The following is a 13,291-nucleotide window of genomic DNA, read 5'->3' on the forward strand; positions in this document are numbered from 1 at the left end:
CCTGTATCCTTGCCGAACACAGAAGTGAAACGCCGTAGCGCCGATGGTAGTGTGGCAGATGCCATGTGAGAGTAGGACACTGCCAGGCACCCAATAAGCGATTACGCGGATGCGTAATTGGTCTACGCGAGTGGACAGAGAAATTAGCGAGAAGCTAACCGAATGCGGAGCGGTAGTTCAGTCGGTTAGAATACCGGCCTGTCACGCCGGGGGTCGCGGGTTCGAGTCCCGTCCGCTCCGCCACATTAAAAACAAAAAGCCTAGTCTTGCGACTGGGCTTTTTTTGTTTTTAACGCGGCGTCGCTGGATGACGTGAGGAAGTCGGACTGACGTCCTCTGCGTTCAGCCGCTGGCTCGGCTGCCACCCCGCCAACATATTGAAGCCCTGAGGAAGCCCTCAGGGCTTTTTGCTTTGCGGACGGGATATAGGAAACAAGCATCGCCAGACCGGGCTGCGACTTGCCACAGGCAACTCGGTCCCGGCCTGGCGTTGCTTGTGCTTGAGCCGGACGTAGTCCGTCTCCCCGTCCGCTCCGCCACTGAATCGAAGCCCAACCTTAACAGGTTGGGCTTTTTGTTATGTTTGTGATTTTCACGCGGCGTCGCTGGACGACGTGAGGAAGTCGGACTGGCGTCCTCCGCCTCCAGCCGCTGGCTCGGTTGCCGCTCCGCTACTGAATAGAGAAGGCCTTCCCAAACGGGAAGGCCTTTTGCATTTGTATCATTCTCTTCTATTTCGCCGCACCTTGTGATTCACAAGCCAACAAAAAGGCCTTCCTATGGTGATGGGAAGGCCTTTTAAACCTGAATTGTTGTTGACCATTTATCGCAGTGAATAATGTGTTGCTCCCGATGTGGCTTGGTATCGCACTTATTCAAAAAGCAAATCTTCCTACCTTGGCGGTACGAAGCATAGTGATCCTGTTGTTATCGTTGCTCAGTGCTTGCAGAGACGCTGGACATTAAGGAAGAAGCGAGTACTCCCGCAGGAGCCCTTTTCTACTCTGGCAATCACTTCATTGTTGCGTTGAAACTCCCAGAGTCCATCAATATCTTCAAAGTGCGGTTTGAGGATACCGAGAGCGCCGAGGTATTCGTTAAATTGGCTAGCGTTGCCGATCTCGGTCAGATTCATGATTACAGTCTCTCCCTGTTGTTGCATTTGTCAGCAGCAAGAATAGGGCTCGAGATCTGAACGAAACCTGAATTTTTTCTGTTCAACTATTCAGATTCTCCAAGAAATCGATGCTGAATGGATTAAGCTGCCACATGAAAACCTTTTGAGTGGTATTAACATTTGAAATTGACTGTTTTTGTAGTTTTCTGTGGAATTTCGTAACGCGTTTCACCCTCCAGTTGCGGCAATATCATCGTGAGAGGCTGTGATAACGTAGTGTTGTGCTGAATTCGTGGCTCAAATCAGGGAGGAGTGATGATGCTGGTAGAGAATGTTCGTCTGCCCGGAAAAGAGGGATTGTGGCAGGTAGCCTGCGATCAGGGAGTGATCACACAGATTGTTGTGAGTGGTTCTCTACCTACCGTGACTGACCATCTCGATGGTGAGGGTGGGCTGCTTATCCCCCCCTTTGTCGAGCCGCATATTCACCTGGATACCACTCAGACGGCGGGTGAGCCAAGCTGGAACCAATCCGGGACTCTTTTTGAAGGTATCGAGCGTTGGGCCGAGCGTAAGGCGCTGCTGACTCATGACGATGTAAAACGCCGGGCAATTCAAACGCTAAAATGGCAGATCGCCAATGGTATTCAGTTTGTCCGTACCCATGTTGATGTTTCCGACCCTGAACTGGTGGCGCTTAAGGCGATGCTGGAAGTGCGTGAGGAGATAAAGCCTTGGATAGAGTTGCAAATTGTGGCATTCCCGCAGGAGGGCATCCTCTCTTTCCCAGGTGGTCTGGAGCTGTTGGAGGAATCACTACGCCTTGGGGCCGATGTGGTTGGCGCCATCCCCCACTTTGAGTTTACCCGAGAGTATGGGGTGACCAGTCTGCAGCGTATGTTTGAGCTGGCAGAGCGTTATGACGTGCTGGTTGATGTGCATTGCGACGAGATTGATGATGAGCAGTCTCGTTTTGTCGAGACATTGGCAACCTTGGCCTATGAGCAAGGGTGGGGGAGTCGGGTTACCGCCAGCCATACCACTGCCATGCACTCTTATAATGGCGCTTATGCTTCGCGGTTGTTTCGTTTGCTGCGGCTATCCGGCATTAACTTCGTGGCTAATCCGCTGGTCAATATCCATCTGCAGGGCCGTTTTGATACATATCCCAAGCGTCGCGGTATCACCCGGGTCAAGGAGATGCTCGAAAGCGGCATTAACGTCTGCTTTGGTCACGATGATGTCTATGACCCCTGGTATCCCATGGGGACGGGCAACATGCTGCAGGTGTTACATATGGGGCTGCATGTCTGTCAGCTGATGGGCTATGAGCAGATCGATCAGGGGCTGGATCTGATTACCCGCAACAGTGCTCGCACCTTGCATATTGAGGATCGCTACGGGATTGAGGTCGGCAAGCCGGCCAATTTCCTGATCCTGCCGGCAGAGAGTGGCTTTGATGCCGTTCGTCGTCAGGTGCCGGTGCGCTACTCGGTGCGCTACGGTAAGGTGATTGCCGAAACCAAGCCGGCCCACAGCACGATCCATTTGCAGGAGAGTGAAGCGGTGGACTATCGTCGCTGAGCCCGTTTTCCGATTAATTGCTGGCGCTGTCATGGGGCGTGATGACAGCGCATAATGGCGACTAACCGTCTTTGAGGATGTCGTGATGCAAGCCTGGTTGTTAGTGGCGGTCGGTGGTGCAGTGGGTGCCTGCATGCGCTTTGGGATTGGTGAGCTGATGGCGTTGCTGTTTGGCCGTAATTTTCCATATGGCACTCTGACGGTCAATGTGGTCGGGTCGTTTATCATGGGCTTGGCGTATGCATTGATTAGTCACGGTCATGTGCTGGAGCATCCGATCAAGCCACTGCTGATGATCGGTATCCTGGGGGCGTTGACCACCTTTTCCTCCTTTGCGCTCGATACCGTAGTGTTGATGCAGCACGGTGACTGGCTCAAGGCTGGCTTGAATGTGTTCCTTAACCTGCTGATTTGCCTTCTGATGGTCTATTTGGCCATGCAGCTGGTTCCTAGTCGGGGTTGAGGTGTCAGGACGCAGCGGGCTCTGGTAAACTGCGTCCAAACTTTGTGCTACAGGAGCGGTAGGATGTCGCAGCAGGCTGCCACCACCCATTTTGGTTTCAAGACAGTTGCCTCCGAGGAGAAGGAAACCCTCGTCGCTGGCGTTTTTCATTCGGTTGCCGCCAAATATGACATGATGAACGACCTGATGTCGTTCGGCATTCACCGTCTCTGGAAGCGTTTCACCATCGATTGTTCGGGCGTTCGCCGTGGTCAGCGTGTGCTGGATCTGGCGGGCGGTACTGGTGACCTCACCGCCAAGTTCTCCCGCATCGTTGGTGAGACCGGGCAGGTGGTGCTGGCCGATATCAATGATTCCATGCTGAAGGTTGGGCGCGACAAGCTGCGCAATCTCGGCATCGCCGGTAACGTCGCCTATGTGCAGGCCAATGCCGAGTGCCTGCCCTTCCCGGATAACTACTTTGACGTCATTTCGATTGGCTTTGGCCTGCGCAATGTCACCGACAAGGATAAGGCGCTGGCCTCCATGTTCCGGGTGCTCAAACCGGGTGGACGTCTGCTGGTGCTGGAGTTCTCCAAGCCGGTGAGCGAAGTATTGGCCAAACTCTACGATCTCTACTCGTTCCGCCTGCTGCCCAAGATGGGCGAGCTGGTCGCCAATGACAGCGAGAGTTATCGCTATCTGGCCGAATCCATCCGTATGCACCCGGATCAGCAGACCCTCAAGGGCATGATGGAGGGGGTTGGATTTGAACAGGTTGAGTATTACAACCTGACCCAGGGCGTGGTTGCCCTGCATCGCGGCTATAAGTTCTAGGTTGCCTATGCCGATGGATGCCCTGATCACCGCGATCGTCGAAACCACCTGTAATCAACTGCTGACTTGCGACAGCAGCGCTGCTGAGCGACAGAAAAAGCTGGTCGGTAAGACACTGCGCCTGCATGTGCGTGAACTCAAGCCGCTCTGGTTTGTCTTCTCCAGCGGACGGGTGGATGTGCTGGCAGCTTTTGAGGGCGAGGCGGATGCCGCGCTCAGTCTGTCGTTGTCTGCGCTGGGATTGCTGCGTGAGCCGTCAGCTCTGACCCGCTATATCCGCGAAGAGCGCCTCGACATCGAAGGGGACCCGCAACTGGTGCAGGCCTTTGCCAGCCTGTTTGGCGAGTTGGCCATCGACTGGGAAGAGCAGCTCTCTCGCTATACGGGCGATGTGCTGGCTCACTCTCTGTTTGCCGCCGGTCGCCGGATCCATTCGCTAGTTGGCCGCGAACTGTGCCGTTCCCGCCAGCAGCTGGCGGAGTATCTGACCGAAGAGATTCGTCTTGCCCCGGGGCCGCTGGAAGTGGCCTCGTTCAACGATGATGTGGCCGAGCTGGCCGAGCAGCTCAAAGCAACGGAATTGCGTCTGGCCCGCCTCGAACAGAGGATGGGGTAATGACGCCACAGGAACTCTCTCGTCTTTATCAAATCACCCGAATTTTGCTTGAGCACGGTCTGGACGAGCTGGTTCCTGCCCGCTTCCAGCCCTGGCCGGGCCGGCTGGCCCGCCGCTCCCTGTTCTGGCTGAAAAACCGTTCGAGCGAACGTAGCCGTGGTGAGCGGATCCGCCTCGCGTTTGAGGCGCTCGGTCCCATCTTCATCAAGTTTGGTCAGATGCTGTCGACCCGGCGTGACTTGCTGCCACCGGATATTGCCGAAGAGCTGGCGCTACTGCAGGACCGGGTTCCGCCCTTCAGCGGCCAAGCCGCACGGCGCCAGATTGAAGAGAGTCTGGGCGCGACCATCGAAACCCTGTTCGACGATTTCGACGAGACACCGCTCGCCTCTGCCTCGATTGCCCAGGTGCATACCGCCCGGCTCAAGGAGAACGGACGCGAGATCGTTATCAAGGTCATTCGCCCCGACATTGAACTGGTGATCGACGCCGATCTGCGCCTGATGATGACCATGGCCAGGTGGGTCGCCCGGATTGTGCCGCAGAGTTCACGGCTGCGTCCGGTCGAGGTGGTCAGCGAGTATCGCAAGACCATTATCGATGAGCTCAACCTGATGCGTGAAGCCGCCAATGCCATTCAGCTGCGGCGCAACTTCACCGGCTCGGAAGCGCTCTACGTCCCCGAAGTGTTCACTGACTATTGTCAGCAACAGGTGCTGGTGATGGAGCGCATCTACGGCATTCCGGTGTCGGACATCGCAGCGCTGGAAGCCAACGGCACCAACATGAAGCTGCTGGCAGAGCGCGGGGTCGAAGTGTTCTTCACCCAGGTGTTTCGCGATAGCTTCTTTCACGCCGACATGCATCCGGGCAACATCTTCGTGGCGCGCGAGCATCCTGAAAATCCCCAATGGATTGGCATTGATTGTGGCATCGTTGGCACTTTAAACCGCGAAGATAAGCGCTATCTGGCCGAGAACTTCCTGGCTTTTTTCAACCGTGACTATCGCCGGGTGGCCGAGTTGCATGTGGAGTCCGGCTGGGTGCCGGCCGACACCAAGGTTGAGGAGTTCGAGTTCGCTATCCGTACCGTTCTCGAGCCCATCTTTGAGAAGCCGCTGGATCAGATCTCATTTGGCCATGTCCTGTTGAACCTGTTCAACACCGCACGTCGTTTCCACATGACGGTACAGCCGCAACTGGTGCTGCTGCAAAAAACCTTGCTCTACGTCGAAGGATTGGGTCGCCAACTCTATCCGCAGCTGGATTTGTGGCAGACTGCCAAACCGTTTCTGGAACACTGGATGCGCGAGCAGGTCGGCCCGCGAGCCGTGCTCAACGCTATCCGCGAAAAGGCCCCGTTCTGGGCGGAAAAACTGCCCGAATTGCCGGAGCTGGTCTACGAAACCTTGCGTCAGACCCGCAGCCAGCAACGTCACTTTGATCAGCTGTTTGAGCAGTTCAGACAGCACAGTCGTCGCCAGGGACAGGCGCGCTATCTGCTTGGCATGGGGGCAACCCTGTTGCTTTGTAGCATTCTTCTGCACGGGATGGCACAGCCGGACTGGGCGGGTATCAGTCTGGCCGGTGCTGCCGGTTGCTGGTTGATTGGCTGGATCAAGACTCGTACCCGCTAACCATAACGACATGGCACGCCAGACGTGCAAAGGAGAGACACATGGGTGGAATCAGCATTTGGCAACTTCTCATCATCGCCATCATTGTAGTCCTGCTGTTTGGGACCAAGAAATTGCGTGGCATTGGTGGCGATCTGGGATCGGCGGTTAAAGGCTTCAAGAAAGCCATGGCCGACGATGAGCCGTCTCGCGACGCCGATTTTGATCAAAAGAAGCTGGCCGACCAGGGTACTACCGCTCAGGACGCGACCAAGCAGAAAGAAAAAGATCAGGCCTAAGCCATGTTTGACATCGGTTTTTGGGAACTGATCCTGGTCGGTGTGGTGGCTCTGGTGGTATTGGGGCCCGAGCGCCTGCCGGAAGCTGCCCGTACTCTGGCCAAGTGGATCAAACTGATTCGGGGTACCGCCAATGCGGTCAAGGCAGAGCTGACCGAAGAGCTGCGGATCCAGGAGTTGCACAGCAACCTGAAAAAGGCCGAGCAGATGGACTTGAAAAACCTGAGTCCGGACCTGCAAGCCTCGCTCGAGCAGTTGCGTGCGGCCGCCGCGTCGGTCAACCGCCCTTACGAGCCAGCGCCTGCGGCAGATGCCGCCTCCGCAGCTGAGCGCGCCGAGCAGACGGAAACCCTGACCACGCTTGAGCCTGAATTGCCGGCCGAGCCCGCGCAGCCTGCCGCCGATTCGGTTGTCGAGCCCGCCAAGAAGCCGGTTGCTACGTCTGAGGAGGTGAAGTCATGAGCCAACCTCATGCCGAGCAGCCGCTGCTGGCTCACCTGATCGAGCTGCGCACCCGCCTGCTGCGCTCGATCGTGGCGATTCTGGTGGTGTTTCTGGCGCTGATCTATTTTTCCAACAACATCTACGACTTTGTGGCGCGTCCGCTGTTGACCCAGCTGCCGGCTGGCACCAGCATGATCGCAACGGATGTGGCAACGCCATTTATGACGCCGATCAAGCTGACGCTGGTCGTCTCGCTGTTTGTCGCCATTCCCTACCTGCTGTATCAAGCCTGGGCCTTTATTGCGCCAGGTCTCTACAAGCATGAGCGGCGCCTGATCCTGCCTCTGGTGGTATCGAGTGCGCTGCTCTTCTATGCCGGTATGGCGTTTGCCTACTTCGTGGTTTTCCCGCTGGTATTTGGTTTCTTCACCAGCACGGCGCCCGCCGGGGTGACGGTGGCAACTGACATCGCCAATTATCTGGACTTCGTGCTGACCCTGTTTTTTGCCTTCGGGGTGGCGTTCGAAATTCCGGTTGCCACCATCTTGCTGTGCTGGACGGGGGTGACCAGCCCGGAAAACCTGCGCAAGCAACGGCCTTACGTCATCGTCGGGGTGTTTGTGGTCGGAATGCTGCTGACGCCACCGGATGTCTTCTCGCAAACCCTGCTGGCTTTGCCGATGTGGGCGCTGTGGGAGTTGGGTCTGTTCTTTGCACGCTTCTATGTGCGCAAGGACGAGGAGCCGGAAACCGGAACTCAGGTAACGAAGGAGGGGAGCTAAGGCTCCCTTCCTCTTTTCAGGGCGTTCGGTGAGGCGTATGGTAGGGACCAAAATTAAAGATGGATATCACTTGAGGGTATCCCAAGCAGTGGACAGAGCATGATCGATATTGGTCTCAACCTCACCAGCAGCCAGTTTGCCGGTGAACAGGATGCCATCATCAGCCGTGCCCTCGCTGCTGGCGTGGAGGCGGTCATCCTGACCGGTACCGATATTGCCGGCAGCCGCGAGAGCGCCGAGCTGGCTGCCCGTTGGCCGGGATTCGCCTATGCCACCGCCGGTGTGCATCCTCACGATGCCAAAGAGGTGGATGCGGCGTCACTGGCTGTCTTGCGTGAATTGGCCGCACTACCGCAGGTGGTGGCGATCGGCGAATGTGGTCTCGACTACAACCGTGACTTCTCGCCAAGGCCGGTGCAAGACGCCGTGTTTGATGCTCAGCTCGCGTTGGCGGCTGAACTGGGGATGCCGGTATTTCTGCACTGCCGTGATGCCCATGCCCGTTTTATCGAGATCCTGCGTCCCTGGCTGCCACGTCTGCCGGGGGCGGTGCTGCACTGCTTTACCGGCAGCGATGCCGAGCTCGATGAGTGTCTCGCGCTCGGCTTGCATATTGGCATCACAGGCTGGATCTGCGATGAACGGCGCGGTGACGATCTGCGCCGCCAGGTGGCCCGCATTCCTGCCGGTCGCCTGATGATTGAGACCGATGCGCCCTATCTGGTGCCGCGTGATATCCGTCCGCGCCCGAAACGTAATGAACCCGCCTTCTTGCCACACATTGCCCATGCGGTCGCCGCGTGTCGGGGAGAGACCCCCGACACGTTGTTGGCCCACAGCCGGGCAACCACTGTGGCGCTGTTCCAACTTCCACTCTAGGAGACAAGTCATGGCTATTACCCTGCCGGGTACTTTTCCGGGTCGTCGTCTGCGCCGCGCCCGTGCCACCGAGTTCAGTCGCCGCCTGATGCGCGAGAATCTGCTGACGGTCGACGATCTCATCTATCCCATGTTCATCCTGGAAGGGGAGAACCGGCGCGAGGCGGTGGCATCCATGCCCGGCGTGGAGCGAGTCTCTATCGATCTGCTACTGCAAGAGGCAAAAGAGCTGGTCGAACTGGGCGTGCCAGCGGTGGCGCTGTTCCCGGTGACGCCGCTGGAAAAGAAGAGTCTGCTGGCTGAAGAGGCATATAACCCACAGGCGCTGGCCCAGCGCGCAACCCGTGCACTGAAAGAGCACTTCCCCGAGCTGGGGGTGATCACCGATGTCGCGCTGGATCCGTTCACCACTCATGGTCAGGATGGCATCATCGATGAGCAGGGCTATGTGCTCAATGACATCACCACCGACATTCTGGTCAAGCAGGCGCTCTCTCATGCTGCCGCCGGTGCTGACATGGTGGCGCCGTCCGACATGATGGATGGACGTATTGGCGCTATTCGTGCGGCGTTGGAAGAGAACGGCTTCGTCAACACCCAGATCATGGCCTACTCGGCCAAGTATGCTTCCCACTACTACGGCCCGTTCCGTGATGCGGTCGGCTCTGCCGGAAACCTTGGCAAGAGCAACAAGGCCACCTATCAGATGGATCCGGCCAATAGCGATGAAGCACTACATGAGGTGGCGCTCGATATCAGCGAAGGGGCAGACAGCGTGATGGTCAAACCGGGTATGCCTTATCTGGATGTCATCCGCCGGGTCAAGGATCAGTTCGGTGTGCCGACCTATGCCTATCAGGTCAGCGGTGAATACGCCATGCACATGGCAGCGATTCAGAATGGCTGGCTCAAAGAGAAAGAGTGCATCATGGAGTCGCTGGTCTGCTTCAAGCGTGCCGGTGCCGACGGCATCCTGACCTACTTTGCCAAGCGTGTGGCCAAGTGGCTCAAAGACGATGCCCGCTAAGCAGTAGCTATCTCAAATAACAAGGGGAGCCTCGGCTCCCCTTGTGCTTTTCAGATGGCTTAGCGCATCGTGACAAACTCTTCTGCGCTAGTGGGGTGAATGGCGACGCAGTTGTCAAAATCGGCTTTGGTGGCGCCCATTTTGATGGCAACGCCGAAGCCTTGCAGGATCTCATCCATGCCATAGCCGATGCCGTGCAGACCCACGATTTTCTCATCCGAACCGGCGCATACCAGCTTCATGCGGGTTGGCTGGCGGTGCTGGGTGAGGGCGGAGTACATGGCCGTAAACTGGCTGCGATACACCTTGATGTTGCCTTCGCCATATTCGGCGAGCGCTTCGGGCTCGGTCAGGCCAATGGTGCCGATGGGCGGGTGGCTGAACACCACGGTGGGGATCAGCCTATAGTCGAGGTGCTCGTTGGGCTTGTTGTTAAACAGCCGCTCCGAGAGGCGACGACCGGCGGCAACGGCCACCGGTGTCAGTTGTACGCGGCCGGTGTTATCACCCACGGCATAGATTCCGGGTACCTGGGTGTTTTGGTATGGGTCTGTGGTGATGTATCCCGCCTGGTCGGTCTCGATACCTGCTGCAGCCAGATTGAGGTTATCGGTAGCGGGAATACGGCCAATAGCCCAGATCAGTGCATCCACGGTGAGGTGGCGACCATCTTCCAGATGCAAGGTCAGGCTGTCATCTGCGTTGCGAATGACCTCCTTGGGAATGGCGTAGCTATGCAGTCTGGGGCCGTCTTGCCCCATGATCTCGACCAGCGTCTCCTGAATCATGGGGTCAAAGGTGCGCAGCGGACCGTGTTTGCGCACTACCAGATGGGTTTCTGACCCTAGCGCGTGCAGTACGCCGGCCATCTCCACGGCGATATAGCCAGCACCTACCACGGCGACGCGCCTGGGTTGCTCGGTCAGGGCAAAGAAGCCATCGGAGTCGATGCCAAACTCGGCACCGGGAATGGCGGGGATCTCGGGGCGGCCGCCGGTTGCAATCAGAATATGGTCGGCGCTGTAGTGCTCACCATCGACCTCGACGGTGTGGGCATCGACAAAACGGGCAAAGCCACGGATGACGGTCACCTGGTTTTTGGCCAGTACGTTGTCATAGGAGTGATGGATGCGGTGGATGTAGGCTTGGCGCGATTCGACCAGTTTGCTCCAGCTGAAATGATTGAGCGTGGTGTCAAAGCCGTAATCGGGACCGTATTTGAGGGCGTCGGCAATCTGGCCGGCAAACCACATGGCCTTTTTCGGGACACACCCGACATTCACGCAGGTGCCACCCAGCGCCTTTGCCTCGATCAGGGCGACTTTCTTGCCATACATGGCGGCACGATTGGCCGAGGCGATGCCGCCGCTGCCGCCGCCGATGGCGATGTAGTCAAAATGCTGGGCCATATCTCTCTCCACTGGTCATGCTTTGTGCTTACCGTTGGTATGGGGGCGCAGACCTCGTTCAACAAGGGGCCGGCAGATTCTATTACGCCGCGATCCGCTGAACTGGCAGCTTGATCAGGAACTGGGCGCCTTGCTGCGGTTCGCTGTGACAACTGATCCGGCCGCGCAGCAACTGCACCACCAGGTTGTAAATGATGTGAGTGCCAAGCCCGCTACCACCCTGACCCCGGCGGGATGTGACAAACGGCTCGAACAGGCGCGGCATGATCTCCGGACTGATGCCCCGGCCGTTGTCACGATAGTCGATCAGCAAGCCATCGCCGTTGTGCTCGATAACGATGGTGATCTTCTTGGGGCGATCCCATTCGGCATCAAAGGCGTGATTGACCGAGTTGAGGATCAGGTTGGAATAGATCTGGGCAAAACTGCCCGGATACGAATTGATAACCAGTGACGGATCGCAGTGGATATCTACGTCGCACTGCGCTTTGCGCAGCTTGTAGCCGAGCGAGACGACCACCTGATGCAGATTATCGGCCACGTTGAAGTTGTAACTGGCTTCGGAGGATTGGTCCACGGCGACCTGCTTGAAGCTGGCTATCAGCTCGGAGGCCCGGCGCAGGTTGCCTTGCAGCAGCGACATCGACTCATCAAGATTGCTGACGAAATCATTGAGGTAACTGCGCGAAAGCTGCTTGGACTCTATGTGCTGTTTGAAGTCGAGTACTCGCTCCTGCAGATAGGAAGAGGCGGTGACGCTGATACCAATCGGCGTATTGATCTCATGGGCAACGCCTGCCACCAGCGAACCGAGGGAGGCCATTTTCTCTGACTCGACCAACGTTTGCTGGGCTTGCTTGAGGTTTTGGTAGGCCAGGGTCAGCTGCTCGTTGCTCTCGCTCAGCGAATGGGTGCGCTCGATGACCTTGGCTTCCAGCTGCTCATTGAGCTGGGTGATTTCACGCTCGATACGCTTGAGTTTGGTGATGTCATAACCAAAACCAATCAGATACTTGAGTTCGGGGCCGTCATAGAAGGGGACAAAGGTCCACAACAGGGTCAGCTCGTGATGTTGCTGGTCGATCATGTGGATCTCCAGCTCATCGATGAATCCCAAGTGGTCTAGCTGTTCGGCAATCGAGGCGCGCTGGGCCGGCGAGACAAACAGATCGAGCCAGTTTTTCCCCTGCATCTCGTGCTGGGCATAGCCGGTTAGCAAAATAGCGGCCGGGTTGATGCTGGCCAGAGAGAGGTTGGGTTCGAGGCAGCAAATCAATACGTTGGAAGAGTTGACGAGGGTGGCAGAGAAGTCCCGCTCCTGTTGTAACTGCTCCAGCATCTGCTGACGGGCCTGCAACTCTTCGCCAAAGCGTCGCCGCATTCGGTTGAGCGCCATGGCCAAGCTGTCGAGTTCGTCGCGCTGCTGCAGATCCTGGCGCCCCTCCAGCTCGAGCACCTCAGTCAGATTGTCGATCCCCAGCCGCTCGGCATAGAGGGCGATGCGGTTGATATGCCTGACCACGGTGTAGTAGATAATGAGGATGATACAGAAAGAGACCACCAGGGTTTTGATGGTCTGGCTCACCAGAATAAGGATCGATTTCTCAATTAGGCGGTTATAGATCTGGTCGAGGGAGGCTGCCACAAACAGCTTGCCTACCTGTTCGCCCTGATAAGTTAGCGCGAACTCCTGCGAAATGTCATAGGTTGGCCGTTTGGTGCCCTGGGAGATCAGTGGAACCTCAGCATTGCCGAGGATCTCCTTGACCATGACAAACTCCATGTTTGGCAGGTTCATGATCCCTTCGAGCTGTACCTTGACCTGCTCTTCGTCGAGATTCCACAAACTGGCGGCAATCGGCTGCAGAAACGAGGCTTCGATCTGGTTGATGCTGCTTTCGATAACCGCGACATCTTTGCGGTAGTCCCACATCAGCTGAACCAGCGTAATCAGCAATGCGAGGACGGTACTGCAGAGCAAAATGTAAGAGAGCAGCCGAAACGAAAGGCTGTTGCGCCGCAAGGCGGTGGAGATGAGTCCCGACATATCGTCCTGATTATCGCGCAGGGCCAAGTTAGGTTAAGTGTAACCACAATAAAACAAATCATGCACAGACATCCACCGGGATGGTGCTGCTGGGCTACATCTCTCACCAATCCACGGCAAGACGCACTATCCGTGATCCATGCGCTTGATAATTATCAGCATTACCACCATCTTAGGTAGTCCGAACCTATC

Annotated in this window: 13 protein-coding genes and 1 tRNA gene; 11 read left to right on the forward strand and 3 right to left on the reverse strand. The window is 56.9% G+C overall.

The features are described 5' to 3' along the window. Nucleotides 1–166: 166 nt before the first annotated feature. Nucleotides 167–243 (forward strand) — tRNA-Asp (locus BW958_RS19455). A gap of 694 nt (nt 244–937) precedes the next feature. Here the strand turns inward: BW958_RS19455 and BW958_RS19460 are convergent. Next, complete coding sequence (locus BW958_RS19460) at nt 938–1,135, reverse strand: hypothetical protein (protein ID WP_076577567.1); 198 nt, start codon at nt 1,133–1,135, stop codon at nt 938–940. A gap of 300 nt (nt 1,136–1,435) precedes the next feature. On the opposite strand from BW958_RS19460, the gene BW958_RS19465 reads away from it, so the two are divergent. The 10 genes from BW958_RS19465 to hemB all read left to right on the forward strand — a co-directional run bounded on the left by BW958_RS19465 (nt 1,436) and on the right by hemB (nt 9,643). Further along, entirely contained in the window at nt 1,436–2,701 is a 1,266-nt protein-coding gene (locus BW958_RS19465; RefSeq protein WP_076577595.1) for a cytosine deaminase, read from the forward strand. A gap of 85 nt (nt 2,702–2,786) precedes the next feature. After that, nucleotides 2,787–3,164 (forward strand): fluoride efflux transporter CrcB, encoded by a 378-nt coding sequence (gene crcB, locus BW958_RS19470; protein ID WP_076577568.1) that lies wholly within the window; start codon nt 2,787–2,789, stop codon nt 3,162–3,164. A gap of 63 nt (nt 3,165–3,227) precedes the next feature. Next, complete coding sequence (ubiE, locus tag BW958_RS19475; protein WP_076577569.1) at nt 3,228–3,980, forward strand: bifunctional demethylmenaquinone methyltransferase/2-methoxy-6-polyprenyl-1,4-benzoquinol methylase UbiE; 753 nt, start codon at nt 3,228–3,230, stop codon at nt 3,978–3,980. 7 nt (nt 3,981–3,987) lie between these two features. Then, a complete protein-coding gene (locus BW958_RS19480; RefSeq protein WP_076577570.1) occupies nt 3,988–4,596 on the forward strand; it encodes a ubiquinone biosynthesis accessory factor UbiJ in 609 nt (202 codons plus the stop codon). Next, nucleotides 4,596–6,233, forward strand: a complete 1,638-nt coding sequence (gene ubiB / locus BW958_RS19485) for a ubiquinone biosynthesis regulatory protein kinase UbiB (RefSeq protein WP_076577571.1) — start codon at nt 4,596–4,598, stop codon at nt 6,231–6,233. The genes BW958_RS19480 and ubiB overlap by 1 nt, the downstream gene beginning before the upstream one ends. A 41-nt stretch (nt 6,234–6,274) precedes the next feature. Next, on the forward strand, nt 6,275–6,511 hold the full coding sequence (tatA, locus tag BW958_RS19490) for a Sec-independent protein translocase subunit TatA (protein ID WP_076577572.1): 237 nt from the start codon (nt 6,275–6,277) through the stop codon (nt 6,509–6,511). A gap of 3 nt (nt 6,512–6,514) precedes the next feature. Then, a complete protein-coding gene (tatB, locus tag BW958_RS19495; RefSeq protein ID WP_076577573.1) occupies nt 6,515–6,973 on the forward strand; it encodes a Sec-independent protein translocase protein TatB in 459 nt (152 codons plus the stop codon). Then, nucleotides 6,970–7,737: a twin-arginine translocase subunit TatC gene (tatC, locus tag BW958_RS19500; RefSeq protein ID WP_076577574.1), complete on the forward strand. Its 768-nt coding sequence runs from the start codon at nt 6,970–6,972 to the stop codon at nt 7,735–7,737. The genes tatB and tatC overlap by 4 nt, the downstream gene beginning before the upstream one ends. 99 nt (nt 7,738–7,836) lie before the next feature. Continuing rightward, nucleotides 7,837–8,616, forward strand: coding sequence for a TatD family hydrolase (locus BW958_RS19505; protein ID WP_076577575.1), 780 nt, complete (start codon nt 7,837–7,839; stop codon nt 8,614–8,616). A 10-nt stretch (nt 8,617–8,626) separates the two neighbouring features. After that, nucleotides 8,627–9,643 carry a porphobilinogen synthase gene (hemB, locus tag BW958_RS19510; RefSeq protein WP_076577576.1) on the forward strand — a complete coding sequence of 339 codons (1,017 nt, stop codon included), beginning with the start codon at nt 8,627–8,629 and terminating at the stop codon, nt 9,641–9,643. Between the two features lie 59 nt (nt 9,644–9,702). Here the strand turns inward: hemB and gorA are convergent, their stop codons facing one another. Both gorA and BW958_RS19520 read right to left on the reverse strand, forming a co-directional pair. Further along, complete coding sequence (gorA, locus tag BW958_RS19515; RefSeq protein ID WP_076577577.1) at nt 9,703–11,052, reverse strand: glutathione-disulfide reductase; 1,350 nt, start codon at nt 11,050–11,052, stop codon at nt 9,703–9,705. A gap of 82 nt (nt 11,053–11,134) precedes the next feature. Next, entirely contained in the window at nt 11,135–13,099 is a 1,965-nt protein-coding gene (locus tag BW958_RS19520; protein ID WP_076577596.1) for an ATP-binding protein, read from the reverse strand. Between the last annotated feature and the right edge of the window lie 192 nt (nt 13,100–13,291).

Source organism: Aeromonas sp. RU39B (assembly GCF_900156095.1).
Taxonomy (GTDB): domain Bacteria; phylum Pseudomonadota; class Gammaproteobacteria; order Enterobacterales; family Aeromonadaceae; genus Aeromonas.